We start from the raw sequence: 26,700 nt of genomic DNA on the forward strand, positions 1-26,700 counted from the left end.
AAAAGTAAGAAGTCTGGCAATTACAGCAAATAAAAAAAGAGAAAAAAGATTGTTTAAGTTTTAGTATTTTTGCCAAACCTACTTTTTTTGAAAAAAAATAAAAATAGGATTTGTCAGACTGAAAAACTGTTGTATATTTGCCCACGCTTTTAGCAGACGGAATTTCACAAAAGCAAAACATTATTTAAAGAAGATATTTAAGATATACTGTAATGAGTAAAAGAACGTACCAACCATCGAAGAGAAAAAGAAGAAACAAACACGGTTTCCGCGAAAGAATGGCTTCTGCTAATGGACGTAAAGTATTAGCTAGAAGAAGAGCAAAGGGAAGAAAAAAGTTGTCTGTTTCATCTGAATCAAGACCAAAGAAATAATGATTAACTATTGTTAATATTTAAAGGCGTTACTAATAAGTATCGCCTTTTTTTATAACCAAACAATTTTTATTTTTACACCACAACACAACACGAACTAAAATGCCTAAAAGACAAGACCTTAAATCGATTTTAATTATTGGATCAGGACCAATTGTTATTGGTCAAGCATGTGAATTTGACTATTCAGGATCGCAAGCATTAAGATCGTTAAGAGAAGACGGAATTGAAACTATCTTAATTAATTCGAACCCTGCAACGATTATGACAGACCCTTCGATGGCTGATCATGTATACTTGTTGCCACTTACTACAAAGTCTATTGTTCAAATTTTAAAAGAACACCCTCAAATTGATGCTGTTTTACCTACAATGGGTGGACAAACAGCTTTAAATCTTTGTATTGAAGCTGATGAAAAAGGAATTTGGAAAGATTTTGATGTAGAGATTATTGGAGTAGATATTGATGCAATTAATATCACAGAAGATAGAGATAAATTCCGTTTATTAATGGAAGAAATTGGTGTGCCAATGGCACCTCAAGCAACAGCTACTTCATTCTTAAAAGGAAAAGAAATAGCACAAGAATTTGGTTTTCCATTATGTATTAGAGCGTCGTTTACTTTAGGAGGAGCAGGAGCTTCTATCGTTTATAATGAAGAAGAGTTTGAAGAATTATTATCAAGAGGATTAGAGATTTCTCCAATTCACGAAGTAATGATTGATAAGGCAATGATGGGATGGAAAGAATACGAATTAGAGTTGTTACGTGATGATAACGATAATGTTGTAATTATCTGTTCTATTGAAAATATGGATCCAATGGGAATTCACACAGGAGATTCTATTACAGTAGCTCCAGCCATGACGTTATCTGACAAAACGTTCCAAAAAATGCGTGATATGGCAATTAAAATGATGCGTTCTATTGGTGAATTTGCTGGAGGATGTAATGTACAGTTTGCGGTTTCTCCAGATGAGAAAGAAGATATTATCGCCATTGAAATCAATCCGCGTGTATCTCGTTCATCAGCATTAGCATCAAAAGCAACGGGATATCCTATCGCAAAAATTGCCGCTAAATTAGCTACAGGTTATACGTTAGATGAGTTAGATAACCAAATTACAAAGTCTACTTCAGCATTATTTGAACCAACTTTAGACTATGTAATCGTAAAAATACCTCGTTGGAATTTTGATAAGTTTGAAGGTTCTGACAGAACGTTAGGATTACAAATGAAAGCAGTTGGAGAAGTAATGGGAATTGGACGTTCGTTCCAAGAAGCGTTACACAAAGCAACACAATCGTTAGAAATTAAGCGTAACGGAATTGGAGCTGACGGTAAAAGTTATAAAGATTATAACCAAATTAAAGATAAGCTAAAGTATGCTTCTTGGGATCGTGTATTCGCTATTTATGATGCTATCCAGATAGGAATGCCGTTAAGTAAGATTCACGAAATCACCAAGATAGATATGTGGTACTTACGTCAATACGAAGAGTTATATGAGTTAGAAAAAGAAATTTCTAAGTACACAATTGATACCCTTGACAGAGAGTTATTATTAGAAGCTAAACAAAAAGGATATGGTGACCGTCAAATAGCACACATGTTAGGTTGTTTAGAAAGTGAAGTATATAAAAAACGTGAGGATTTAAAAATTAAGCGTGTTTATAAATTAGTAGATACGTGTGCTGCTGAATTCAAGGCACAAACTCCATATTACTATTCAACTTTTGAAAGTGAAATTGAAACTGAAGACGGAGAAGTTTTAGTATCAAACGAAAGTGTGGTTTCTGATAAGAAGAAAATTATTGTTTTAGGTTCAGGACCAAACCGAATTGGACAAGGAATTGAGTTTGATTACTGTTGTGTTCATGGTGTATATGCAGCAAAAGAGTGCGGTTACGAAACCATTATGATTAACTGTAATCCTGAAACTGTTTCTACCGATTTTGACACGGCTGATAAGTTATACTTTGAGCCAGTTTTCTGGGAGCACATCTATGATATCATCAAGCATGAGAAGCCAGAAGGAGTTATTGTTCAATTAGGAGGACAAACAGCTTTAAAATTAGCTGAAAAGCTAGATAGATATGGAATCCCAATTATTGGAACAAGCTATAAAGCATTAGATTTAGCTGAAGATAGAGGAAGCTTCTCAACGTTATTAAAAGATAATAACATTCCTTATCCTGAGTTTGGAGTAGCAGAGAATGCTGATGAAGCTTTAGCTTTAGCAGATGAGTTAGATTTCCCAATCTTAGTACGTCCATCATATGTATTAGGAGGACAAGGAATGAAAATTGTGATTAATAAAGAGGAGTTATTAGAGCATGTAGTAGATTTATTACGTAAGATTCCTAATAACAAGTTATTATTAGATCATTATTTAGAAGGAGCTATTGAAGCTGAAGCAGATGCGATTTGTGATGGAGAAAATGTGTACATTATCGGAATTATGGAGCACATTGAACCATGTGGAATTCACTCTGGAGATTCAAATGCAACTTTACCTGCGTTTAACTTAGGAGAGTTAGTGTTAGAACAAATTAGAGAGTATACAAAAACGATTGCTTTAGCATTGGATACAGTTGGATTAATTAACATTCAGTTTGCTATTAAAGATGATAAGGTATATATAATCGAAGCAAACCCGCGTGCATCTCGTACAGTTCCATTTATAGCAAAAGCTTATAAGGAGCCTTACGTAAACTACGCAACTAAAGTGATGTTAGGAGAGAAAAAAGTAACTGATTTTGATTTTAATCCGCAATTAGAAGGATTTGCAATTAAGCAGCCAGTATTCTCTTTCAACAAATTCCCGAATGTAAATAAGAAATTAGGACCAGAAATGAAGTCGACAGGAGAAAGTATCTTATTTATTGAAAGTTTAAGAGACGATCAGTTCTATGATTTATACGCAAGACGTAAAATGTATTTGAGTAAATAATTCTTTTTAGATAAAGAGAATAAAGAAAATAAATTAAAAATCCGAAGTAAATTTTACTTCGGATTTTTTTTATAACTCAATCTTTACATTGTATTTTTCTAAATCTTCAATATAATCTTCAGCAACAAAATTATCGCTGTTAAATTCTTCTTGTCTTTTCTTTTTCATTTCTAAGCGTTTAATTGCTTCTAAAAAACGACGCATTTCTTTTTCATTATTAATAATGATTCCAGGAACAGTAACTTGTTCTTTTTCATCATTTTTAGCAACCATAGTAAAGTAAGAAGAATTACAGTGTTTAACCTTACCTGTTTGTATATTTTGTGATTCAACACGAATACCCACTACCATAGAGGTTCTTCCTACATAATTAATAGAGGCTTTCATGGTAACTAATTCACCTACATCAATCGGATTTAAAAAATCAACTGTATCTACTGACGCTGTAACACAATAGGTACCAGAGTGTTTTGATGCACAAGCAAAAGCTATTTGATCCATAAGTTTTAAAATGTATCCACCATGAATTTTACCACTAAAATTGGCATGTGATGGAAGCATTAACTCAGATATGCTAATGCGAGTGTCTTCTATATTTCTAAAATTATTGTTCATTATCATTATTTAGTCCTCTAAAATGAGGAGATTGTTCTTCTTCAACATGAGTTATAAAATACTTGGTGTCTCCTAACCAAAAGAAAGTACCAAAACGTTCTTTGTAAGTAACTTTCACATAGCGACCTTGGTATTTTTGAAGTTTATCAATAACTTCTTTTTGATTATCTTCTACAGAAAAAGCAAAAATTTGAGCACCAGAAATTCCTTGGCTAATTTCTCCTTCCCAAGTTTTTATAACCACACCTTTATAACTAATTTTTATCAGTTCTCCTGAGCGAACTCCTTCACTATAAGGAACAAAGTAAATAAAAGAGTAGTATAACGCCGCAATAAGGGCAATACCAAGTAAAATTAAGCCTAAAATTTTTTTCATAGTGTTTAGTTGAAGAATGTATAATAACAAAAGTAAGATTTATATTTTGACTTGTAAAATGAATTGAAAGTGGTAAGTTTGTGTTGCTTCAAAAAAATGATAATTATGAATTATATTTTATTCGATGGTGATGTGCGTACTGCTTTATTACCATTTACATATACAAGACCCGTAGCTGATATAAGAGTTGGTATTTTAACGATTAGAGAAAAGTGGGAAAAATACTTAGGTTTAACAACAACCACAGTAACCGAGGAATATTTAGAGGAGAAATATCCAATGGTTGAAATGGAAGAAAATGTATTGTTAAATGCCTCTTTTTTGCCTACTAAACCTCTGATTGAAATGGTGAAGAATTTACAAGAAAATCAAGCAATATTTAAAGGAGAAGATGTAATTGCTTTTTTTACTTCAGATAATCAAGAAGAAGTAGACTTTTCTTCTTACGAGCATATAGAGTTTGAAGATGATATAATTCAAATTAAAAATACATGGGATATTTTTTCTTTAAATGATAAAGCTATTCGTGCTGATTTTGATTTAATTACTGAAGGAAGAAAATCACAACCAATTCCTGAAACAGTTAATTGTATAAATAGAGAAGATATTTTTGTGGAGAAAGGAGCTAAGTTAACTTTTGCTACTTTAAATGCTTCAACAGGTCCTATTTATATTGGTAAAAATGCTGAAATTATGGAAGGGGTAGTTGTGCGAGGAGCTTTGGCTATGTGTGAATATTCAGTATTAAAATTAGGAGCTAAAATATATGGAGCAACTACATTAGGACCTCATAGTAAAGTAGGAGGAGAGGTAAATAATTCTGTTTTATTTGGGTACTCCAATAAAGGGCATGATGGGTTTTTAGGAAATTCAGTTTTAGGAGAATGGTGTAATATAGGGGCAGACAGTAATAATTCGAATTTGAAAAACAATTATGCAGAAGTTCGTTTATGGAATTACGAAACTGGGGGCTTTGCTAAAACAGGATTACAGTTTTGTGGTTTAATGATGGGAGATCATTCAAAATGTGGAATTAATACCATGTTTAATACGGGTACTGTTGTTGGTGTTTCTGCTAATATTTTTGGAAGTGGATTTCCAAGAAATTTTGTACCATCGTTTAGTTGGGGTGGAGCATCAGGATTTACAGAATATAAAACAAATAAAGTTTTTGAAGTAGCTGAAGTGGTGATGGAAAGACGTGGTATTGTGTTTGATGATCAAGAAAAACAAATTTTAGAACACATTTTTGAAGAAACTAAACAATATAGAAATTATTAATATTAAAGGCTTTACTTTTTAGTTAGAGCCTTTTTTTATTAAAAGCTTACACGAAAAACAATATTAGGTGTTATTCCTAAAGAAACCTTATCAACTTGTTCTAGTTGGTATTCAAGATCATTATCTGAATTTATAGTAGGAATAGCATTATAAGTTCTACTTAAGATATTTTTTTGATTGTAAATGTTTAAAACAGATACGCCTAATTTACCCTTCCAATTTTTTGAAAAATTAAAAGTGTAAGTCATTGAAGCATCTAAACGATGATAATTAGGTAGTCTAAGAGCGTTGATATTGTCAGAGTCTAAGTCAATTATAGGGAAGCCATTTTCTGTGTTATAAAATTCTTTTACAGCAGTATAGGGGTTTCCTGTTCTATAAATCCATCCTAAAGAAAACTCATATGAGTTTAACTTGTAGGCATGAGACCAAGAAAAGTAATTGGTAATATCATGATTTGCGGGGAAAAATTTATTTTCTAAATCTAAAAACTTAAACCTGTTTTTAGTATAAGAGTAGTTTACCCACGTTCTGTAATTATTAAACTTTTTATTAATTAATACATCAATTCCATATATTTTACCTTCACCGTTAGAAAAATCGTCTGTTTGATCATTATAGCCACTAGTTTGAGAGGTCATACCAGTTACTTTTTTATAATAGGGTTCTATATCTATTTTCCAATTATCTTTATTAAAAAGTATTCCTGTAGAAATTTGTAAACTTTTTTGTAGAGGAATATCATCATCGTTTACTTGTGCCCATATTTGATTTTCTAAATCAAAACCTAAACTAGAGGTTTGAAATTCTATTATTTGGCTAAGTGTTTGATGTTTTTGTTCAAATGAAGTTTTAAAGCTAAAATTAGTGTTTAACTTTTTTTCAAGGTATAATCTGGGTTCTAAAACCAATTTATCAATTTTAGAAAAATAATTGAATCGTAATCCAGCATTTATATTCCAATTATAAGAATCGTATAAATATTCTCCAAAAATTGAATGTGTATCGTTTGAGCTTTCTTCGTTTTGTTGAGAGTTGTATTGATTCTGTCCTTGCAAGCTATAAGAGTACTTTAAATCATATTCAGAATCTGTAGAAGTATAGTCGTATCCTAAAAGTATATCTGTTTTGTTGTTAAGAGAGTAATTTACATTATAAGAAATACCCACATCATTTAAAATATTGATTTTACTTGAATGTTCTGTAAGGTAATCTTCAAAATAACTATAATCAGCACTGTAGTCTAAGGTAAAAGTAGAAAAATAACTTTTTATGTTATGGGTAGTTTTTTCATTACTTTGTTTTTCCCAATTAATACTCATACCAGTGTTCTTAATATTTATTTGGTCATTGTACTTATCTTCATAATCAGGAACTGTAAAATCATTATACATTTTATTTTTAGTGTGTAAAAAACTAAAGGATAATGATTCTTTTTCAGAGAGATTAGTTATAAATTTTGCTGTGTAGTCAGAAAAATTAAATTCATTATCTCTACTAAATTTTATATTTTTATCAATAATGTTATTTTCTTGGTTATTATTGAATGTTTGAAATACTCTTGTAGATAATTTATTAAAAGTGAAAGTTTTTAAAAAATTAGAATAAGAACTTCGAGCAGAAAATGATAAAGCTGTTTGTTTAGATAAAGGAATATTAACAAAAGCATCTGCATGGGTCATATTTAATCCAAAACTTCCAGTAATTTTTTCAGGGATTTCTTCAGTCGTTTTTATATCAATTACACCAGAAACTCTGTTTCCATATTTAGCACTTGTACCACTTTTAGATAGTACAACTTCTTTTGTAGTGTAAGGATTAAAGGCAGAAATCATTCCGAAAAAATGACCTAAGTAGTAAGTTTTTATACCGTCCCAAAGTACTAAGTTTTGATTTGGTGTACCTCCTCTAATATAAATTCCAGCAGCAGTTTCATCAGGACTTTGAACCCCTGGAATAATTTTTAAACTTTCTAAAACATCTGGTTCGGTTAACCCAGGTAACACACCTAGCTCTTTTGGTAAAATAGAAATAGCTCCACTTTTCTTCTTGTTAATTCCAGATGTGATATAATTAGTAACAAGAATTTCATTTAAAAGAGTGTAATAGTCTTCGCTAAGAGTTGCTTTGTTTGTTATGTAATAGTAGCGATCATTAATTTTTTTAAAAGTAAAGGAGGTTTGGCGCTCTATTTCGCCTAAAAGATATACTAACTCGCAATTCTTTTTTGAAAAAGAAAAAATTTCTTTTTGAATAATTTCGGTATTAAACGAGAATTTTACTCCAAAATTAGATTCGGTTTGTTTTAAAACATCTAACAAAGGAGTGTTTATAAAAGAAATGTCTATCTTTTCCTGAGAAAAAATAGACATCGCTAAGCATATAAAAAGTATACTTAATTTTATTTTCATTTATATGTCAATACAACAGTACTATTTTTTGCTAATTTATAAGAAATTTTCATAGGAGCAAAAACAGTTTGTAAAGCTATATTAACATCTTCATGTGTAAAAGTACCTGTAAATCGTTTTTCAGTATCTATTTTTGAAGAATCAAATTTTAAATTGAATTGGTTTTCTAATGCTTTAATTACTTCATATAAAGGAGTATTCATAAAAGAACTTTCCCCTTTTAACCAAGAAGGACTGTCTGAGTTAAAAGTCCATTCTTCAGTTTTTTCGTTATAATTTCTGTAAGCTTTACCTAAAGTTAAAATTGTTTCACCTTTATTTTTAGAAGTAACTCCCACTTTTCCTTCGTAGCATAGAACTTCAAAATAATTTTCAGAAGTATTAACTGTAAATTTTGTTCCTAAAACAGTAACGTTACCTTCTGTGGTGTTTACAGTAAAAGATTTACCCTTTTCAACTTCAAAAAATGCTTTTCCTCTTAATGATACCTCTCTGTTAGCATCCCATTTGTATTTTTTATAACTAACGGTAGAATTAGGTGAAAGATGTACAGTCGAATTATCTGGTAAAGTTATGGTTGAATACTCACCGTAACTTGTAGAAAAATCAGTTGTACTATAATTAAAGTAAAAAAAGCTAATTAATAATGCTATAGAAGCAACAGCGCCATAAACCCAATTAGGAATTAATTTTACGACTTTTTTATTTGCCTCTTTAGACTGTAATTTGTTTTGAATTTGAATAAGAGCTTCTTTCTGATTATAATCAGGGGTTTTTAATAACTGAGAAGCATCATCAATGGCTTTAAATTGATGATAAACGTCAGATTGTTGAAATTCTTCCAGCTCCTTAAGGGAAAGCTCATTGGCTATCCACCTAGCTAAAAAAGTCTCATCTTTATAATTTATTTTCATTTCCTATAATTCGTGCTATTTGTAATATAAACAATTAAAAAACTAATTACCCTACTGCAAATAGTATTTTTTATTACACTTTACCTATTTGTTCTTTTAAAGTAAGTAATGCCTTACTCATTCTTTTCTCTACAGCTTTGACAGAAATACCTAAAATTTCGGAAATTTCACTATATTTTTTCTTATCTATTCTGCTTAGTAAAAATACTTCTCGTTGTCTTTCAGGAAGATTAGCAATCGCTTTTTTTAATTTTTTATGAAACTCTTCTTCTTCCAATAAATATTGAGGAGTCTCTATAGTTGTATTATTAGTAACATTTTGTTTTTGATATTCTAATACTACTTTCTTATGAGCGACTTCATTTAAAAAATGATTGTTGGCTACTGTGTATAAGAAGGATTTAGCTTTTTCAAAAATTACTTTAGCACAATTGTTCCATAATTTGATATAAGCTTCCTGTACAATATCTTCAGCTTGCTGAGTATCGCCACATTTATAGTAGATGTAATTTCGTAAGGTTTGTGAATGTTTATTGAAAACTTCTTCAAAGTTTTGTTGTTCACAAACGGATTTTAAGGGCTCTTTATTCATTAGATTAATTTCCTAATCGTTAACAAAAATATAAAAATGTTACAAAGAGGTTTACTAATTGTTAATATAACTTAAATATAGGTAGTTTTTTATGAGCTTTTTCATAATGAGGAGTTTTTGTATAAATCCAATATAGTTGTGATTGTGGATTTTTAGCAAAATTCTCATCGGTAATCAGCAATTCTTCAAAATGTTTTTTTATTGAAGGGTTTTCTTGTAAAAAAGTTTCAGCAATGTCTTCAAAAACATAAGCAGAGTAACCTTCTTTTTGTTGTAAAATGGTATCGAAAAAATTCCAGTTGAAAAATGAATCTACAGCCTCAGCTTCCAAGGTTTCTATAATATATCGAATACCTGCTTGATTGGTTGGAATATAAATATCTCCTTTGCTAAATTTAATTTTCTGATTTTCCGTTTTAGTAACTTCAGTATTATAATGTAAATAATGGCCTTCGTATGCTGTGTTTCGAGTTTCAAAATTTTTGATGCGCTGTGTTTCTACCGCTAAAACAGTATCATTCTTAAAACGAGTAAATTCAATTTTATTATTTTGTAACCGCTCAACAACTTTGTACCAACCTTGTTCTAAAATATAAGCTTCAGGTATCGTAATTTCTTTTGTTGGAATATAATTATTGTAATATGAAATTTCTTTAGTGTAAGGCTTTGTTCTATCATAAAACAAACGCTTGCCATTAGTAACCTTACTATCTATAAAAGTTCCTTCGTATCCTTTAAAATGAAGAGTTGTAGGATTATTCTTATCGACTGTAAATACAACTGGATACGTTTTCCTATTTATTATTTCATTAACAGCTTTTTTTCGTAAATCTTTTATTTTTGTGCTGTTTTCTTCGGAAAAATCTAAAGCAGAAAACAACAGTTCATATGTTTGCTCTACACGTGTTTTATAGGGTTTAAGCATGTGTGTTTCTACCATTAAGCCTAAGGTGTTGAATAGGGAAGTGTATCCAGTAGAATATCTTGGAGAGTCAAAAAACTGAGACCAACCACTTTCTGGTGTTGTTCCCCAAACATTAACATATGGAGTTATGATAATATCTTTCTTAGCTAAAGATTGTTCTATCTCTGGGCGCATTTCCTTTTCAATAAACTCACCTAATTTTCCTCCTAATTGATTGTGTTGCGTAAATAAATGGGTAATAGCATATTGATAATCGGCACCATTGCTTACATGATTGTCTATAAAAACATCTGGATTTACCGTATGGAATATTTCTGCAAATGCTGCTGTATTTTTAGTGTCTTGCTTAATAAAATCTCTATTTAAGTCATAATTACGAGCATTTCCTCTAAAACCGTACTCTTTTGGTCCGTTTTGATTAGCTCTCGTATGTGAGTTCCTATTTAAAGCTCCACCAATATTGTATACAGGAATTACACAAATTAAAGAATTTTTATACGTTTTTTTTAACGAGTCATTCTGAACAATATCTCTCAATAGTAACATTGATGCATCTATTCCGTCAGATTCTCCAGGGTGAATTCCGTTATTGATTAAAATCCTATTTTTTGAGGAGTTTTTTATTTTATTGATATCTGTTTTTCCATTCGTATTAAAAACAGCTAGTTGTAAAGGTTTACCAATGTCTGTTGTACCTATTTCAAACAAAGAAATTTCAGGATATGTATCAGCTAAATCTTTGTAATAAGAAATTACCTCATTGTAAGTAGGTGTTTCAGTTCCATTTGAGGTTTCAAACAGTGTCGTAAAATCTTTCTTTTCTTTTGAAGACTCTTGTTTACAGGCAACAATAATAAATAGTAATAGTACAGCTAGCTTTTTCAATAAAGTATAATTTTAAGGGGTTAAATTCTAACAGCATCAGGAACCAAACCTGTGTAATCTCCTTCGTTACGAATTACATCACGTACAATAGATGATGAGATATAACTTTTACCCGAAGAGGTTAAAAGAAAAACAGTTTCAATTTCAGAAAGTTTTCTGTTAGTATGCGCAATAGCTTTTTCAAACTCAAAATCGGCAGGATTACGTAAGCCTCTTAAAATAAACTGAGCGTCTTGCTCTTTACAAAAGTTTACTGTAAGTCCGCTGTAGGTAAGTACTTTTATTTTAGGTTCATGCTTAAAAGTCTCTTCAATAAAACGTTTACGTTCTTCTAAAGAAAACATATATTTTTTATCGGCATTTATACCAATAGCAATAATTAACTCATCAAAAAGTGTAACACCACGTTCAATAATATCCACATGTCCTAAGGTGATTGGATCAAATGATCCTGGAAAAATTGCTCTTTTCATAATTAGTTTTTTAAAGCCATTTCAATAGCGTTACCAAATAATTCGGTTAATGAAATACCAGCATGATTGGCTTGTTGTGGTAAAATACTAGCTTCTGTTAATCCAGGAACGGTATTCATTTCTAAGAAATGAGGAATGTCATTTACCAGAATATATTCAGAACGCGAAAATCCACTCATATTTAAAATTTCGTAGACACGTTTAGCAATGTCGTTTACGCTCTTTTCTTGAGCCTCTGTTAAACGAGCTGGAGTAATTTCTTGTGATTCTCCTTCATATTTAGCTTTATAATCGAAGAAATCATTATCAGAAACAATTTCAGTAATTGGCAAAACTTTAGTTTCTCCTTTGTATTGAATAACACCAACAGAAACTTCTGTTCCGTCTAAAAAACTTTCAATTAAAATTTCAGAATCTTCTTCGTAAGCTTTTTCAATAGCAGGAATTAATTCTTCTTGCGTGTATACTTTAGAGATTCCAAAACTAGAACCAGCACCATTAGGCTTAACAAAACAAGGTAAGCCTACTTTTTCAATAATAGTATTGGTGTTAATTTTATCTCCTTTGTTTAAATACACAGAAGTCGCAGCAGGAATACCGTATTCTTTTACTACACTTAGTGTATCTCGCTTATTAAAAGTTAAAGCCATTTGATAGAATGGGGCAGAGGTATGTTTTAATCCGATAAGGTTAAAATATGCTAAGATAACTCCGTTTTCACCAGGAGTACCGTGAATAGCGTTGAAAACAGCGTCAAAAGAGATGTTGGTTCCGTTTACTTCAGCAGAAAAATCATGCTTATTTATAGGGTGTTCATTTTCATCATCATCAACTAAAACCCATTTATCTTTTAAAATATGAACTCTATATGGGTTGTATTTTTCCTTATTAAGATGTTTGTAAACTACATTACCACTTTTTAAAGATATACCTACTTCTGAGGAATATCCTCCCATAATAATAGCGATGTTTTTTTTCACTTTATTTTTATTTCAATTACTATTTTGTTGTTGTTTCCCTAATATCCGAACGTCGGATTATACAAACTTACCAAAAAAACTCGTTTAAGACTTGTTGAATTTAAAATAGTAATATTTTTACTGTAAATTTGTGCGATCTTACAAAAAAATGATATGAGTAATTTAACAGAAAAGTCTGGAGGTTTATTTCAATTTATTAAAAGTAAATCTTTTTTAACAAACATAATTATAGCAGTTGTAGCAATATTTATATTCGTATTTGGGTTACAATGGTGGCTTGGAGTAACAACGAATCATAACCAAAAAATACAAGTGCCAAATTTGCACAAAATGTCTTTAGATGAAGTAACACAAAAGCTAGATGAATTGAACTTAGATTTTGTAGTGATTGATAGTGCTAGTTATAACCCTGAATACCCTAAAAAATCGATTATTGAACAAGATCCTGAAGCGGGAGATTTTGTAAAAGAAAAACGAAAAATATACTTAACATTAAATCCGTCTAAATACCGAGATGTTGTAATACCTGATTTGAATGGACGCACAAGACGTCAAGCAACTACACATTTACGTTCTATAGGATTTAAAGTAGGAAGCAATGTTACTTGGGTACACGATATAGGAAAAGATGTAGTTCGTGGATTAAAATATAACGGACAAAAAATAGAACCAGGAACAAAATTGCCAAAACAAACAACCATCGATTTAATTTTAGGAGATGGTAATGGAAACTAATTTTAATATTGATTGATGCAGGAAGATACGACTACAGATTTTGAAAATGATGATTTATACGAACACCATAGGTTTGTAGCAACCGATGGTCAAGTACCTTTACGAGTAGATAAATTTTTAATGAATTTTATTGAAAACGCTACTCGAAATAAAATACAACAAGCAGCCAAAGCAGGAAATGTTTTGGTAAATGATGTTGTGGTAAAACCAAATTACAAAGTAAAACCAAAAGATGTGGTTAGAGTGGTGTTAGCTTATCCACCACATGAGAATTTATTGGTTGCTGAAGATATTCCAATTGACATCGTGTATGAAGATGACGAGGTAATTGTAGTAAACAAACCAGCAGGAATGGTGGTACACCCAGGTCATGGAAATTATTCTGGAACGTTAGTGAATGGGTTAATTCACCATATTGAAAACTTACCTAAAAACTCGAATGAACGTCCAGGTTTGGTGCACCGTATCGATAAAGATACAAGCGGTTTATTAGTTGTTGCAAAAACTGAATATGCCATGGCACATTTATCGAAACAGTTTTTCGATAGAACTACAGAACGTTTATATTACGCTTTAGTTTGGGGAAATATAGAGGAAGATCAAGGTACTATTGAAGGTAATATAGGGCGTAGTTTTAAAAATCGTTTACAGATGGATGTTTTTCCAGATGGAGAACACGGGAAACATGCAGTAACACATTATAAAGTTATAGAACGATTAACATATGTAACTTTGGTACAATGTAAGTTAGAAACGGGTAGAACCCATCAAATTAGAGCGCACTTTAAACATATAGGACACACCTTATTTAACGACGAGCGTTATGGAGGTAATACTATTTTAAAAGGAACAACATTTACGAAGTACAAACAATTTGTAGAGAACTGCTTTAAGGTTTTACCAAGACAAGCATTACATGCAAAAACTTTAGGATTTACACACCCAACAACAGGAGAATTCTTACAGTTTAATTCTGAAGTTCCAGAAGATATAGAAGCGTGTTTAGCAAAGTGGCGCACGTATTCTGAAAATTCTAAATTAGAAGAATAAATAGATTATTTAGAGGCTTTAATAGAAAGAGTTTATTTTTTCTATTAAAGCTTCTGGAGATTTTATATAAGCAAAGAAATTTGCAATTTCTTCCCCATTTTTAATGATGATAAAACGAGGAACAGATTTGGTGTTAAATCGTTTTTTAGCGTCATTAAAGTATTGTAGTTCTTTTGTTTTAGTTTCATCTAAATTATTATAGACTTTAACCATAATGAACTTCTTAGCATATTCTTGAAATACCTTTGTACTATAAGCGTATTTTTCTACCGCTCTACAAGGAACACACTTTTTCTCTCCTAAATAAATAAAAACATCTTGATTTTTTTCTTTGCCTAAAGCAATGGCTATGTCTATATCATTATGCCAATTAATTTTATTTTTAGATTCTTGAGAAAATATAGATACAGTACTTAGTATAAATAATAAAAAGGTTAAGTTTTTCATAGCTAGAATATTATGTTAGGATTTAAAATTACTAATTATTTTTTTGAATTAACATTTATATTCTTATCAAATAGGTTTACACCTCCTTTAACACCAAAATCAAGGGTAGTAACAGGGTAGGCAATAGAAATGTTTTCTTGCTCAAAACGTTTTTTAATTCGCATAATAACATCGTTCATTCCTTTACAGAAATCATCATTAGACTCAAATTTAACCCAATATCGAAGCATGAAATCGTAAGTAGAACCACCAATATCAGTAAAATAAAAATCGATACCTTCTTCAGGGAGATATTCTTCTATTTTTTGAACTTCATCTAAAGCAACTGCTCTAACATGTTCTAAATCGTCACCATACGAAACTCCACTCTTTAAAATAATACGACGTTTTCCCCAAGAGGAATAATTTGTAAAAGTTCCATTATAAATAATTTGATTAGGAACAAATACTTCCTGTCCTGGTACAGTTTTAATTTTTGTAGTAAGCCAGCTAATATCTAGCACAACACCATATTTTCCATCAATTTCAACCCAATCGCCAACTTTATAAGGACGTTGTAAATCAACTAAAAGTCCAGAAAACATATTAGAAGCAATGTCTTTTAAAGCAAAACCAGCGATGATGCCCACAACACCAGCACCTGCTAGTAGTTTTTCAAACGGTTTGTCTAAACCTAAAATATGGAGAGCTAATAAAATACCAGTAGCAAAAAATAGTGCGTAAAATAAAGAAGCTATAATTCTTTCAATATTTAGGTAGTTTTCTTTAAAAGCTTTTCGATAAATATTAATACATATTTTTTTTACTCCACTAGCAACAAGAGCAAAAAGAATAACTATAATTAGAGCTAATACAACTTTTGGGATATGCTCTAAAATATTTTGTTGAAATTCTTGCCAAATTCGGGTGATGTTGTCAATCATTTTATCCATAGTTTTTTAGTTTTTGGCTTCACTTTTCTTATAAAACCATTCAATAATAAAACAAAGGAGAATAATTCCAATAGCTACAAATACTCCAGTTAGATTCGATTGAAGTTGTTGTTTTATTAGAATAACAAGAGCAATTACACATAAAAAACACCCTAATAAAGGAATTGTTTTATTAGCACCTGTTTCTTTTGAAAGTTTAAAACCTACATAATTTACAATTCCAAAAATTAAAATAAAACCAACACTCCCAGCAGTAGAAATACTTTCAAGATTTAAAGTGTTTACCAGAACAAGTGTGGCAATAGCGGTTATTAATAAGCCGATGGGTTGGTTCCAGAATTTTGATAAAAAATGGTGAGGTAATTCATCGTCCTCAGCAATTTCATAGTTTACCTTACTTCCTCCATATAATGAAGCGTTAATGGCAGAAAAGGTAGAAATTAAAGCAGCAATGGTTATGATAGTAAAACCGAGTTGCCCTAACATAGGTTTCGCAGCTTCTGCTAGTACATAATCTTGTGCCTTTGCAATTTGATTAAAAGGTAAAGACCCTACAGTAACCAAAGCTATTATGATATACAGAAAAATGACAAATATTACCGAGTAATAATAGGCTTTAGAAATATTTTTCTCAGGATTTAGAATATCAGGAGCAGCATTGGCAATCAATTCAAAACCTTCATAAGCAACAAAAATAACCATTCCACCAGCAAATAATTTGACAGGATTTTCCCAGTTTGTAATAGCTAACTGAGAAATAGAAGGATTGCCTATAAGTCCATAGGCACCAATAGCGATAAATCCGATAAGAATAATGAGTTTTATTACAACAGCATAGGATTCTATTTTTCCTACAACAACAATACTGTAATAATTAATAGCAGTAGCTATAATAATAATAGCACTTGCGTATATATGAAAGTTGATTGTTTTATTTTGTGTAATTTCCCATAGGTTAGGAGCGTAAGAGCCAAATGCAGAAGCATATAATGAAAGCATTACAATATAACTGATCCATAAAAGGTTATTGATAGCTCCGCTAAAAATTGTTTTACCAAAGCCTTGATTAATAAATTTTACGGTTCCACCTCTATCTGGGTACTTCTTGGAAAGATGGACATAACTATAAGAAGTTATAAGGGCAAGAATACCCGCAAGTAAAAAAGCGATTGGAGTTCCTCCTTTGGCAAGTAAAACGGCAAGCCCTAAAACGGCAAAAATACCACCGCCAACCATGCCGCCAATACCTATAGATATGGCTTCATTTAAACCTATTTTTTTAGACATAGTATTGTATTAGTTGATGTAACAGTTACTAAAATAAAAAAAATCCTTGTTTAAGAGCAAGGATTTTAGTTAGTTAAGGAATATCTGGTGAGTTTTTTCTAATTAGTTAGATTGTCAGGATTATGTTTTTTAATTTTAATTTTGACATGCTTAGAAGCTGGCATGTTACTTCCTGCTACAACATTGTGAATAGATACCAATACATTAGTTTCAGGGAAATATGTAACTGTATTTTTTTCAGGAATAGGATATTCGACTATAATAAATAATGGAGCAACACGCTCAATATTATTGTCATAATTGAATAAATCTACTTTATCACCTATTTTAAAACCTGCTTTTTCAATATCTTTTTTATTCATGAAAATTACACGACGCTCGTTATAAACTCCGCGATAACGATCATCTAATCCATAAATTGTGGTGTTGAACTGATCGTGTGTTCTTACAGTAGCCATTAAATATTCATCGTCGGCTAGTATGTTTTGAGGTAATTTAGTTATAGAAAACGGAATACGGTCACCGAATTCTTTTGTTTTAAAGTTTCCTTCACGAGCACCGTTTGGTAAGTAGAATCCGCCTTTTTGTTTTACACGAACATTATAGTTTTCAAAACCGGGAATGCATTTTTCAATATCATCTCTTACGGCATCATAACTGTTCATGTAACGATCCCAATCAATAACACTTTTACTTCCTAAAGTAGCTTTTGCCATATGGCACACAATGTGTGTTTCGTTGATAAGCTTGTCAGAAATTGGTTTTAATACTCCTTTAGACCACTCTACAATTCCCATGGCATTTTCAGCACTTGTATACTGATGCTCACCATTAACGATATCAATTTCACTTTTCGAAATAGTAGGTAAAATTAAAGCCTCTTTTCCATGAATCAAATGGGTTCGGTTTAACTTAGTTGAAACAGAAACAGACAAATCAAGCTGTCTCATTCCATTTGCAGTATATGTGGTGTCAGGAGTTGCTGATAAGAAATTTCCACCCATGCTAAAATGGACTTTAATTTTTCCTTCATTCATAGCCTTTATGGTATTCACAACATCATAACCATTATTTCTTGGTGGATTAAAGCCGAAAACCTCTTGTAATTTATCAAGTTGCTCTACAGAAGGACTGTGGTTAATAAGCATCGTTCTATTTCCTTGTACATTACTATGTCCACGTACAGGGCAAGAACCTGCTCCGGGCTTACCAATACTTCCTTTTAAGAATAACAGGTTAAGAACTTCTTTTAAAATATCAACACCGTTAGGTTGTTGCGTAAGTCCCATTCCCCAGCAAATAATAATTCGGTTTTTATGAGCTAGCATTTCTGCAGCTTTTTGAATATCTTCTTTTAAAACACCAGATGCATTTGCTAATTCATCTAAATCATAGCTTTCAATTTGCTTAATTAAATCTTCATAACCAACTGTTTTATTTTTGATAAATTCTTGATCGAAAACTTTACCAGGAGTTTCTTTTTCAAAATGTAATAGTAATTGTTCAATTGCTTTTAAGAGAGCTAAATCTCCATTAATTTTAACAGGAAGATGTAAATCGGCAAGTTGGATCCCTTTTCCTAAAATACCATTTACTTTTTGAGGATCTCTAAACCCCATTAAGCCAGCTTCGGGAAGTGGGTTAACAGCAATGATTTTAGCCCCGTTTTTTTTTCCTTTTTCAAGAGCGCTTAACATTCGTGGGGAGTTTGTTCCTGGGTTTTGCCCAATAATCATTACGATATCAGTATCGTAAAAATCGTTTAAGGTTGCAGTTCCTTTTCCAATGCCTGTTGTTTCTGCTAAGGTGAAACCTGAGGTTTCGTGACACATATTAGAACAATCAGGAAAATTGTTGGTTCCGAATTCACGGACAAAAAGTTGATACACAAACGAAGCTTCATTACTAGTTCTTCCTGAGGTATAAAAAGCTGCATTATCAGGAGATTCTAATTTATTTAGGTGTTCGGCAATTTTATTAAAAGCATTGTCCCAGCTAATAGGCTCATAATGTGTACCATTTTTAGGTAGGTACATAGGCTCAGAAAGTCTACCTAAATGTCCAATTTCATAATCAGTTAATTGAGAAAGCTCATAAATAGAATTTTGTTTAAAAAAATCTGCAGTAATTCTTTTACTAGTAGCTTCTTCAGCTATAGCTTTTGCACCATTTTCGCAATATTCAGCAATAGGTGATCGCTCATCATCTGGATCAGGCCAACCACAACTAGGACAATCAAAACCATCAAACTGATTCATTTTAAACAAAGCTTTTCCTCCTCTAACCAAAGCTTTATCGTTTATTAAACTCTTTATAGCGTTTGTAACTCCAGGAATTCCCGCAGCCCAATCTTTTGGTTTACCAGTTCTTAAGCTTAATAATTTGTAAGGAGGTTCAGCAGAAGGTTGTTTGTCGCCTTGTTTATTAGATTTGTTGGCCATTGTTTTTTTCTATAATCTTTGAAGCATAAAGTTAAGAAAAAATAAAGGAGGTTTAAGCGGGGGAAGTGATTTTGTATTTGGTTTTAGTAGTTAAGCCTAAAAGTGAATTAGTTTTTAAGCACAACTTTTTTAAGTAGCTTCTTTTTCTTTTTTGAAGCTATTGAAAGTCGGATAAGATTGTTTATTCCAATAACAACTAAGATAGAAATGCAAGCAGCTGTTCCTAATGTGCCTCCATAACCACTAAAAAAATCAGGACTAACCGTATATATAAACCCGAAAATAACTCCGCCAAAAATAATTGAAATATAATTACGAGTAAGTTTACTAGAGGTCATGCCAACAAAAGAAGCTCCAAAAAACACCCAAGGAATTTGATTAGTTATTTCTTCTGAAAATAACTCAGGAAAAAGAAAGCATATGCCAGCAACAATAAGAGTTAATAGGGCAGAGGCTCTTACAGGGCCTTGTTTGTATTTTGTACTTACTAAAAAAGTTAAAAAAGCTCCTAGTATACTTGTTATGTATATTGATATAGTAGTAAGCATTATGAGAGAATTAAAAGTAATAATGATGAGATAACGACACTACCAAAAGCAAGGGTGCCCAGTTTACCACCAACGCCATGAAAAAGATTTTTTGAAAACATATAAAAGACACCAGCTATCATACCTGCAATAATTATAAAGCTATAATCAATAACAATATGTTTTTGAGACATTCCTACAAAACAACCACAATACATAGCGTTAGGAATATTCTGTAAAACCTTTGACTTTTTATTCAAGTCAGGTAAAAAAGAAGCTACAGTTCCGATAAGTGCTGCTGCCAAAACAGAATTCAAAGGAGTAAAAAGGTGTAAATAACTTGTAAGTAGTGCACCAATTATAACAAAAATCATTACATAAAAAGGTTCAAAATCTACTTCTTTAACTTTAAAAAACTTTATATAAGTGTAAATTATGAGTACTGTAATAAGTGTTGTTAACGATATTACTATAAAAACATTTTTATGTTCTAATAATAGCGCAGTAATAAATGCGAATTGAGTAAGAACTAAAAAAATGATTGAAAAAAAGTGAAAATATTTTTGTCTCAAACCTGAGTAATGATGCTTTACAATAGAGTTGCAAATTTATGATATATACAGAGACTATTCAATCAATTACCTTTAATTCTTTCCCATAAATCTGTTAATAATTGTTTAGCTTTTTCACGATTCCTAGGAACTTCATTTATGACTACTTTATTATGTTTTTCAGCTATTTCGAAGCTAAAAGCAAATTGTTGAAAATTAGGAGCTACACTTAGCAATCCAAAACGTAAATCGTTTAAATATATAACATTTTCTTTTTCTGAAACTGTATACCAACCTTTGGTAATTTTAATGAGTCGTTTTACTGAAATATCATCTATATAATTATCTAATAAATGATGATTTTTAGGGTATGAGTAAAATTTGATGGGCTTGGTGTCAAAAAAAGAATAATAACCTATTAGATAAGCATCGTCAGTTTCTACATTCGCAGACCATAAAATAGTATTGAAAGGTGTAGGTTTAGTTTCTATTTCTTTATAAGCTATTCCTTGTTCTTTTAAAGCATGTGAAAATTTAGTGTAAGTAATTCCTTTTATAATTATAGTAATTGCCATATATGAACTACTAATAATAAGTCCTAAATTGTTGTACTTTCTTCTTTTTGTTGTTTCTTTAGGTTGAAACATTGCCATTAGTAGAAATACCAAGAAAGGTAACGTGTATAAAGGATCAATTACAAAAATGTTTTTAAAAGCTAATCGTATGTCGAGAGGCCAAAAGAGCTGAGTTCCCCAAGTGGTATGTGCATCCAGAATAGGATGTGTTATAAATCCCCAAAACATGAGTAAAGCCCATTCTTTTGTGGAGGCTTTTTTCTCATACAAGGAAATGAGCCAACCGAAAATCCACCCAAAAATAATTGCAAAAAAAACAGAGTGTGTAAAACCTCTGTGTATTTCTAGAGCAGTAACAGTATCGAAAAGTTTTCCAACATATACATCTAAATCGGGAATTGTACCAGCGATAGCACCATAAAGCATTGCTTTATTACCAACTTTTTTTCCTAATACAGCTTCTCCAACTGCTGCTCCAAGAACAATTTGTGTAAGTGAATCCATAAAGCAAAAATACTTATAAAACTACTAGTAAATAGAGTTATAATATTTATCAATCCATTCTTTAGGATACTTTTTGTATAAGTCTTTAAGAAGTAGTTTGTTAGCTTCTGAATTTGAGAAATCTTTATAAAAACTACCGAGAGTCCACGCTGTTTCTCTTGGTAAATCTGTGCTATGATACTCAAAAAGAACTTTTTTAGAAGTTTCAGATGAGTCAACTAATAATAAAACTAACACACCCGCTATTTCAAAATTGAATTCATTAAAGAAAGGAGTCATTTTCTGAGCTCTTTTTAAAAGGGTTGTGTTTTCAAAAAAGTGAGTTACTTTTAGCTTCTTTCGTAAACTAGGATAACTAGTATACGAGTTAACCTTGGTAACAAATTTTAAGTTTTCTAAAAATTCGTTGTACTTTGTATTGTATAGGTTTTCTATGTCATTTAGTGAGTTTACTCCAAAGAGTAAATATACTGTACTAGGTCTTAAAACATTAATATTATATCCCTCACCAAGAGATGATAGTGTTTTTTCAATTCCTTTTAGGAAAAGAGGGTAATTGTTTTCTTTTACTTTTGTAATAATACCTAATCTAGAGGCGTGAAAATAAGCATCAACAATTTTTTGCTTGTCTATTCCTTTTAAAGCTTTTGTTAGCGTTGCATTAATATCATAATGACGATACGGGTAAAATTGACCTTGAAACTTATGGAGTAAAGCTTCGTTTTCACTTTCTATAAAAAGATCAATAATTTTACTTGTAGTAAGTTTTCCTACAGATTGATATTTTTTTTCTTGTAATAATATTTTTCTTTCTTTTTCCATAAACATAATTTGTGCCTAGACTAAGTAATAAATAGTAAAATTATAAATCTTGGCGAAAGGAGAATAATCTGTTTTATAAGCGTAGTAAAACGTTATAAATTTGAAGTTTTTAGGCTAAATTGAAAATGTAATTAAAACAAGGAGTCTAATTTAAAACTCCTTGTTATAAACTTTAAACTTAAAGTTGCTCGAAAGGAGTTACTTTTAAAATTTCAATTCTTTTTTCTCCTTTTTTAAAAGGCCAATCGATAATATCTCCTACCTTATATCCTACTGTAGCTAAAGCCATATCTGAAAGGATTGAGAATTTTCTTTTTTGAAGTTTAGTTTTATTTGTAGAAACAAAAATATATTCTTTTTCTTGTTGGTCTGAATGGTCTAAAATTAAAACTCTTCTGTTTACGGTAACAACATCATCAGGAAGTTCTCTTCGTCTTACTTGTTTAGCACCTTTTAATTCAGCTAGTAAGCGGTTTTCCTCTTCAAGAGTTACTTTTTTTCTTCTAACGTGGTCTTTTATAAGATCATATATACCTGTAGTTACTATTATATTTTTTGTCATTATTTTATAATTATTGATGAATAGAAATAAACCATCGCTAAGTATTGAAAAACACTTAGGACTTAGTTTAAATTAATTAAAACTAAAGTTGTCCCTACCTTTAAAGTGGGTAGGGCTTAAATAATAAACTCTTTAGAATTTTTTAAAAATATATCATCAAGCAGGTAACGCAACGAAGCAATAAGCTTTTGCGCAAAGTTTTTTTGAAATGTAAATATTGCAGTCATGTATCATTTACACTTGGTAAGTGCAAATTTACCGCTTATTTATTGAATTAAAAAGGAGTATTGAAAGAAGTAGGACTAAAGTTCTCTAATTAAAGTTGTTTTACTAAGAATTACTTTATAGAACCTTAAAACAATTATCAGTTAAAATCTATTAAATTAATTTTACTAGATTTAACTTCGCTATTTTGCTATAAACCAGCTATAAAAATTTTATGAAATTCATCAAGTATATTCTTACACTATTTGTTTTCTTCATTTTTATTATAAATATTAAGGCTCAAAACAAAAAAATAGATAGCCTTAAAATTGAATTAGAAAATTATAAATTTAATGACACTACTCGTGTTAATTTATTATATGATTTGTCGCGTGCTAATTTTAGAAAGGATATTGGTGCAACCGATCGTTACCTAAATGAAGCTGATAGCCTAAGCACTATTTTAAATTATGAAAAGGGGAAGGCTCGTGTTTATTATTTAAAAGGGATGCTTGAGAATGTAAAAGCTAATTACACAGAAAGCTTACATTTTTTTAATAGATCGCTTAAGTATTACGAAATTATTCAAGACAAAAAAAGAGTTGCTGATGTGTATGTAGCTTTCGGAATTACCAATTACGATTTATCCAGGTATGATGAAGCTATAAAAAATTATCAAAATGCAACCAAAATTTATAGGGAGCTAAACAATAAAAGAGAAATTGTCACAACTCTTATAAATACTGGAAATGTATATTCGGAAATTGGAAATTACAATGATGCTATTTCCAACTATAAGGATGCACTTATTATTAGTGAAGTTATTAATGATGAAGATGGTATTTCTTATGTTCATAGCAATTTAGGAGTCGTTTATAAAGTGCAAGGTAATTACCCATTAGCTATCGATAATTTTAATAAAAGTCTTGATTACGATAAAAGGACAGGAAATATATTAGGTATGGCTAGAATGCATAATAATTTGGGTGAAACGTATATTTCTATAAAAAAATATGATAAAGCATTACAACATCTTTATGAGTCTTTGAGCTTATCTCATAAAACTGAAAATAAGAAGCTTATATCGGTTAATAAGAGTAATATCGGCAATGTTTATTTTTACAAGAAGGAGTATTTAAAAGCTATTGAATATTTTAGTGAATCTTTGCAAGTAAGTCAAGAAATTAATGATTTAAAGCATACTTCAATAACCTACATCAATATTGGAAATGTCTATTTAAAACTTGGTAAACCAATAGCTGCTCGTAAAAATTACATAAATGCAAAAAACATAAGTAAAACAACAGAAAACAAACGTATTTTATCTGCTAGCTTTTTAGGTATTGCAGAAACTTACTTACATGAAAAGTTTTATTTGCAAGCGCTTAATTTTGCTTTGCAAGGTCAACAGATAGCCAAAGAATTAGACTTGTTAGAACCTCAAAAAACAGCATCAGACATACTTTCTGAAGTTTATCAAAATACAGGGCAATACCAAAAAGCTTTCGAAAGTCATCAAGAATTTAAAAAGTTAAATGATAGTATTTTCAATAAAGAAAATATTGAAAAAATTACCCAATTAGAATACGAGTATAAATATAAACAAGCTTTGGATTCTGCTAGTCTTCGAGAGTTAAAATTAACTAAAACAGTACTTGATACTTCTCAAAATTTAAAAAAGTCACAACGAAATCTGTTTTTGGGGGTTGTTGCTTTTTTAATTATAACCTTGGCTTTAGGTATCATCATTCTACTCTTAAAACTGAGGAATCAAAAATCAAAAACACAAAATGTAGTTATAGAGCAAAAGCTATTGCGTTCGCAAATGACTCCTCATTTTATTTTTAATTCACTTTCAGTTTTACAAGGCATGATTTTGAATAAAGAGCAGAAAAAATCGGTTTCTTATTTATCTAAATTTTCAAAATTACTCCGAACCATTTTAGAAAACTCTAGAGATAGAACCGTGTTACTTTCTCAAGAATTAATTGCTGTAGAAAACTATTTAGCGCTTCAAAATTTAGAAAACGAATCATATGCTTATACTATTTCTGTAGAAGACAGTATTAATACATCTATCTTTAAAATTCCTCCAATGCTTATTCAGCCATTTGTAGAAAATGCTATAGAGCATGCTTTTGTGAACCAGACAGGAAATAAAACTATTAATATAAAACTTACTTATTCAAATGAAGAATTAATTTGTGTTATTAAAGATAACGGAGTAGGTGTAGATTATTTGAAAGAGGGAAAAAATCAAGATAAGAAATCATTATCAACAGCTATTACATCAGAACGATTACAAATACTATCAAAAGACTTTAAAAAGAAAGGTTCTGTTACTGTAGAAGACAGGAAAAAATATAACGAACAAGGAACTATTGTTACTTTGACAATCCCTTATATAATCATTGAAAGTAGTGAAAACATTAATAATAGAGGATAAAGAATATATTAGGAAAGGTTTACAAAACCTATTACAGTTACTGGATACAGAAATAACAGTATTGGGTGAATGCGAATCTGTAAAAGAAGCGGTTGTGGTAGCCAATGCCTGTAAACCTGAGTTGGTTTTTTTAGATATTAACCTTACTGATGGTACGGGATTTGATTTTTTAGAGCAAACAGAAAACCTCGATTTTAAAGTAATCTTTATCACTGCTTATGAAGAGCATGCTCTACGTGCTTTAAAGATTGGAGCTGTAGATTATTTATTAAAACCCGTTGATATAGATGAATTAGAAATAGCGCTTAAAAAAATTACTCAACTTCCAATAATTCAACAAAAACAACAAGTACAAATTGCTAAACAAGCTTGGAATAATGAAGAATCAAAACTGATTTTGTCTTTACAAGATAGTTTTCAGGTAATTGACTTAAACGAACTATTGTTTTGTGAATCAGACAAAGGATATACTACATTTTATTGTAATGATAATAAAAAATACTTGGCTTCAAAAACCTTAAAAGAGTTTGAAGAACGTCTTTGTAATGCTAATTTTACACGTCCACATCAATCGTATATGGTCAATTTAAAATTCATAGATAAGTACGACAAGTCGGGGGTTATTCATCTAAAAAATGGTAAAAAAATACCAGTGTCTTCTCGAAAAAAAGAACAGTTTTTAAACACTTTCTTAAACTGGACAAATAATTAAGTTATTGCTTTTTCGAATATTCTGTAAAGTATCACGTTTATTTATTCAAAAACTCCAGAAATAGATCTTCTATTTCCTATTTCACTTTTGCTATATACTTTTAGTGTGTAATAATAAAAAAACA

Annotated in this window: 24 protein-coding genes; 7 read left to right on the plus strand and 17 right to left on the minus strand. The window is 30.7% G+C overall.

The window, feature by feature from the left end; genetic code table 11:
* Positions 1–212 precede the first annotated feature (212 nt).
* The gene (rpmH, locus tag C8N26_RS13245; RefSeq protein ID WP_028891113.1) at positions 213–374 is read left to right on the plus strand and encodes a 50S ribosomal protein L34; all 162 of its coding nucleotides are present in this window, start codon (positions 213–215) and stop codon (positions 372–374) included.
* A 102-nt stretch (positions 375–476) separates the two neighbouring features.
* Positions 477–3,329, plus strand: a complete 2,853-nt coding sequence (gene carB, locus C8N26_RS13250; protein ID WP_028891114.1) for a carbamoyl-phosphate synthase large subunit — start codon at positions 477–479, stop codon at positions 3,327–3,329.
* 69 nt (positions 3,330–3,398) lie between these two features.
* Here carB and C8N26_RS13255 read toward each other — a convergent pair whose 3' ends face one another.
* Positions 3,399–3,944 carry an acyl-CoA thioesterase gene (locus tag C8N26_RS13255; protein ID WP_120187674.1) on the minus strand — a complete coding sequence of 182 codons (546 nt, stop codon included), beginning with the start codon at positions 3,942–3,944 and terminating at the stop codon, positions 3,399–3,401.
* Complete coding sequence (locus tag C8N26_RS13260; protein ID WP_120187675.1) at positions 3,934–4,320, minus strand: 6-phosphogluconate dehydrogenase; 387 nt, start codon at positions 4,318–4,320, stop codon at positions 3,934–3,936. Before C8N26_RS13260 ends, C8N26_RS13255 begins: the two co-directional genes overlap by 11 nt.
* A 105-nt stretch (positions 4,321–4,425) precedes the next feature.
* Between C8N26_RS13260 and C8N26_RS13265 the strand changes: the two genes are divergently transcribed.
* Entirely contained in the window at positions 4,426–5,601 is a 1,176-nt protein-coding gene (locus tag C8N26_RS13265) for a GlmU family protein (RefSeq protein WP_120187676.1), read from the plus strand.
* 38 nt (positions 5,602–5,639) lie between these two features.
* Here the strand turns inward: C8N26_RS13265 and C8N26_RS13270 are convergent, their stop codons facing one another.
* The 6 genes from C8N26_RS13270 to C8N26_RS13295 form a co-directional block, all read right to left on the minus strand.
* The gene (locus tag C8N26_RS13270; protein WP_170141662.1) at positions 5,640–7,973 is read right to left on the minus strand and encodes a TonB-dependent receptor plug domain-containing protein; all 2,334 of its coding nucleotides are present in this window, start codon (positions 7,971–7,973) and stop codon (positions 5,640–5,642) included.
* A gap of 35 nt (positions 7,974–8,008) precedes the next feature.
* Positions 8,009–8,926 carry a FecR family protein gene (locus C8N26_RS13275; protein ID WP_120187678.1) on the minus strand — a complete coding sequence of 306 codons (918 nt, stop codon included), beginning with the start codon at positions 8,924–8,926 and terminating at the stop codon, positions 8,009–8,011.
* A gap of 73 nt (positions 8,927–8,999) precedes the next feature.
* Entirely contained in the window at positions 9,000–9,518 is a 519-nt protein-coding gene (locus C8N26_RS13280) for an RNA polymerase sigma factor (RefSeq protein ID WP_120187679.1), read from the minus strand.
* Positions 9,519–9,579: 61 nt separating this feature from the next.
* The gene (locus C8N26_RS13285) at positions 9,580–11,328 is read right to left on the minus strand and encodes a M14 family metallopeptidase (protein WP_120187680.1); all 1,749 of its coding nucleotides are present in this window, start codon (positions 11,326–11,328) and stop codon (positions 9,580–9,582) included.
* A 20-nt stretch (positions 11,329–11,348) separates the two neighbouring features.
* Positions 11,349–11,801 carry a pantetheine-phosphate adenylyltransferase gene (gene coaD, locus C8N26_RS13290; protein ID WP_028891124.1) on the minus strand — a complete coding sequence of 151 codons (453 nt, stop codon included), beginning with the start codon at positions 11,799–11,801 and terminating at the stop codon, positions 11,349–11,351.
* A 2-nt stretch (positions 11,802–11,803) separates the two neighbouring features.
* Positions 11,804–12,781 carry a D-alanine--D-alanine ligase gene (locus C8N26_RS13295; RefSeq protein ID WP_120187681.1) on the minus strand — a complete coding sequence of 326 codons (978 nt, stop codon included), beginning with the start codon at positions 12,779–12,781 and terminating at the stop codon, positions 11,804–11,806.
* 153 nt (positions 12,782–12,934) lie between these two features.
* On the opposite strand from C8N26_RS13295, the gene C8N26_RS13300 reads away from it, so the two are divergent.
* A complete protein-coding gene (locus C8N26_RS13300) occupies positions 12,935–13,516 on the plus strand; it encodes a PASTA domain-containing protein (RefSeq protein WP_038005287.1) in 582 nt (193 codons plus the stop codon).
* A gap of 15 nt (positions 13,517–13,531) precedes the next feature.
* Positions 13,532–14,566: an RluA family pseudouridine synthase gene (locus tag C8N26_RS13305; RefSeq protein ID WP_120187682.1), complete on the plus strand. Its 1,035-nt coding sequence runs from the start codon at positions 13,532–13,534 to the stop codon at positions 14,564–14,566.
* An 18-nt stretch (positions 14,567–14,584) separates the two neighbouring features.
* Here the strand turns inward: C8N26_RS13305 and C8N26_RS13310 are convergent, their stop codons facing one another.
* The 9 genes from C8N26_RS13310 to C8N26_RS13350 all read right to left on the minus strand — a co-directional run bounded on the left by C8N26_RS13310 (position 14,585) and on the right by C8N26_RS13350 (position 23,214).
* Positions 14,585–15,013: a thioredoxin family protein gene (locus C8N26_RS13310; RefSeq protein WP_120187683.1), complete on the minus strand. Its 429-nt coding sequence runs from the start codon at positions 15,011–15,013 to the stop codon at positions 14,585–14,587.
* A 35-nt stretch (positions 15,014–15,048) separates the two neighbouring features.
* Positions 15,049–15,945, minus strand: a complete 897-nt coding sequence (locus C8N26_RS13315; RefSeq protein ID WP_120187684.1) for a mechanosensitive ion channel family protein — start codon at positions 15,943–15,945, stop codon at positions 15,049–15,051.
* 6 nt (positions 15,946–15,951) lie between these two features.
* On the minus strand, positions 15,952–17,232 hold the full coding sequence (locus C8N26_RS13320; RefSeq protein ID WP_120187685.1) for an APC family permease: 1,281 nt from the start codon (positions 17,230–17,232) through the stop codon (positions 15,952–15,954).
* A 98-nt stretch (positions 17,233–17,330) separates the two neighbouring features.
* A complete protein-coding gene (locus C8N26_RS13325) occupies positions 17,331–19,673 on the minus strand; it encodes an FdhF/YdeP family oxidoreductase (RefSeq protein ID WP_120187686.1) in 2,343 nt (780 codons plus the stop codon).
* Between the two features lie 107 nt (positions 19,674–19,780).
* Positions 19,781–20,221, minus strand: coding sequence for a hypothetical protein (locus tag C8N26_RS13330; RefSeq protein ID WP_120187687.1), 441 nt, complete (start codon positions 20,219–20,221; stop codon positions 19,781–19,783).
* The gene (locus C8N26_RS13420; RefSeq protein ID WP_147418513.1) at positions 20,221–20,574 is read right to left on the minus strand and encodes a hypothetical protein; all 354 of its coding nucleotides are present in this window, start codon (positions 20,572–20,574) and stop codon (positions 20,221–20,223) included. Before C8N26_RS13420 ends, C8N26_RS13330 begins: the two co-directional genes overlap by 1 nt.
* Positions 20,575–20,834: 260 nt before the next feature.
* Complete coding sequence (locus C8N26_RS13340) at positions 20,835–21,830, minus strand: metal-dependent hydrolase (protein WP_120187689.1); 996 nt, start codon at positions 21,828–21,830, stop codon at positions 20,835–20,837.
* Positions 21,831–21,854: 24 nt separating this feature from the next.
* The gene (locus tag C8N26_RS13345) at positions 21,855–22,652 is read right to left on the minus strand and encodes a hypothetical protein (RefSeq protein ID WP_120187690.1); all 798 of its coding nucleotides are present in this window, start codon (positions 22,650–22,652) and stop codon (positions 21,855–21,857) included.
* 178 nt (positions 22,653–22,830) lie between these two features.
* The gene (locus C8N26_RS13350) at positions 22,831–23,214 is read right to left on the minus strand and encodes a GreA/GreB family elongation factor (protein WP_028891134.1); all 384 of its coding nucleotides are present in this window, start codon (positions 23,212–23,214) and stop codon (positions 22,831–22,833) included.
* 439 nt (positions 23,215–23,653) lie between these two features.
* On the opposite strand from C8N26_RS13350, the gene C8N26_RS13355 reads away from it, so the two are divergent.
* Positions 23,654–25,864 carry a tetratricopeptide repeat-containing sensor histidine kinase gene (locus C8N26_RS13355; RefSeq protein ID WP_120187691.1) on the plus strand — a complete coding sequence of 737 codons (2,211 nt, stop codon included), beginning with the start codon at positions 23,654–23,656 and terminating at the stop codon, positions 25,862–25,864.
* On the plus strand, positions 25,839–26,576 hold the full coding sequence (locus C8N26_RS13360; protein ID WP_028891136.1) for a LytR/AlgR family response regulator transcription factor: 738 nt from the start codon (positions 25,839–25,841) through the stop codon (positions 26,574–26,576). Before C8N26_RS13355 ends, C8N26_RS13360 begins: the two co-directional genes overlap by 26 nt.
* Positions 26,577–26,700: the final 124 nt, after the last annotated feature.

Source organism: Tenacibaculum lutimaris, from assembly GCF_003610735.1.
In the GTDB taxonomy this organism is placed as follows: domain Bacteria; phylum Bacteroidota; class Bacteroidia; order Flavobacteriales; family Flavobacteriaceae; genus Polaribacter; species Polaribacter lutimaris.

What these genes read in the sequence shown, in the direction of transcription:
- rpmH (WP_028891113.1), top strand. Translation starts at nt 213, where the DNA reads ATGAGTAAAAGAACGTACCAACCATCGAAGAGAAAAAGAAGAAACAAA.
- carB (WP_028891114.1), top strand. Translation starts at nt 477, where the DNA reads ATGCCTAAAAGACAAGACCTTAAATCGATTTTAATTATTGGATCAGGA.
- C8N26_RS13255 (WP_120187674.1), bottom strand. Translation starts at nt 3,944, where the DNA reads ATGAACAATAATTTTAGAAATATAGAAGACACTCGCATTAGCATATCT.
- C8N26_RS13260 (WP_120187675.1), bottom strand. Translation starts at nt 4,320, where the DNA reads ATGAAAAAAATTTTAGGCTTAATTTTACTTGGTATTGCCCTTATTGCG.
- C8N26_RS13265 (WP_120187676.1), top strand. Translation starts at nt 4,426, where the DNA reads ATGAATTATATTTTATTCGATGGTGATGTGCGTACTGCTTTATTACCA.
- C8N26_RS13270 (WP_170141662.1), bottom strand. Translation starts at nt 7,973, where the DNA reads ATGTCTATTTTTTCTCAGGAAAAGATAGACATTTCTTTTATAAACACT.
- C8N26_RS13275 (WP_120187678.1), bottom strand. Translation starts at nt 8,926, where the DNA reads ATGAAAATAAATTATAAAGATGAGACTTTTTTAGCTAGGTGGATAGCC.
- C8N26_RS13280 (WP_120187679.1), bottom strand. Translation starts at nt 9,518, where the DNA reads ATGAATAAAGAGCCCTTAAAATCCGTTTGTGAACAACAAAACTTTGAA.
- coaD (WP_028891124.1), bottom strand. Translation starts at nt 11,801, where the DNA reads ATGAAAAGAGCAATTTTTCCAGGATCATTTGATCCAATCACCTTAGGA.
- C8N26_RS13300 (WP_038005287.1), top strand. Translation starts at nt 12,935, where the DNA reads ATGAGTAATTTAACAGAAAAGTCTGGAGGTTTATTTCAATTTATTAAA.
- C8N26_RS13305 (WP_120187682.1), top strand. Translation starts at nt 13,532, where the DNA reads ATGCAGGAAGATACGACTACAGATTTTGAAAATGATGATTTATACGAA.
- C8N26_RS13310 (WP_120187683.1), bottom strand. Translation starts at nt 15,013, where the DNA reads ATGAAAAACTTAACCTTTTTATTATTTATACTAAGTACTGTATCTATA.
- C8N26_RS13315 (WP_120187684.1), bottom strand. Translation starts at nt 15,945, where the DNA reads ATGGATAAAATGATTGACAACATCACCCGAATTTGGCAAGAATTTCAA.
- C8N26_RS13320 (WP_120187685.1), bottom strand. Translation starts at nt 17,232, where the DNA reads ATGTCTAAAAAAATAGGTTTAAATGAAGCCATATCTATAGGTATTGGC.
- C8N26_RS13325 (WP_120187686.1), bottom strand. Translation starts at nt 19,673, where the DNA reads ATGGCCAACAAATCTAATAAACAAGGCGACAAACAACCTTCTGCTGAA.
- C8N26_RS13330 (WP_120187687.1), bottom strand. Translation starts at nt 20,221, where the DNA reads ATGCTTACTACTATATCAATATACATAACAAGTATACTAGGAGCTTTT.
- C8N26_RS13420 (WP_147418513.1), bottom strand. Translation starts at nt 20,574, where the DNA reads ATGATTTTTGTTATAATTGGTGCACTACTTACAAGTTATTTACACCTT.
- C8N26_RS13340 (WP_120187689.1), bottom strand. Translation starts at nt 21,830, where the DNA reads ATGGATTCACTTACACAAATTGTTCTTGGAGCAGCAGTTGGAGAAGCT.
- C8N26_RS13345 (WP_120187690.1), bottom strand. Translation starts at nt 22,652, where the DNA reads ATGGAAAAAGAAAGAAAAATATTATTACAAGAAAAAAAATATCAATCT.
- C8N26_RS13350 (WP_028891134.1), bottom strand. Translation starts at nt 23,214, where the DNA reads ATGACAAAAAATATAATAGTAACTACAGGTATATATGATCTTATAAAA.
- C8N26_RS13355 (WP_120187691.1), top strand. Translation starts at nt 23,654, where the DNA reads ATGAAATTCATCAAGTATATTCTTACACTATTTGTTTTCTTCATTTTT.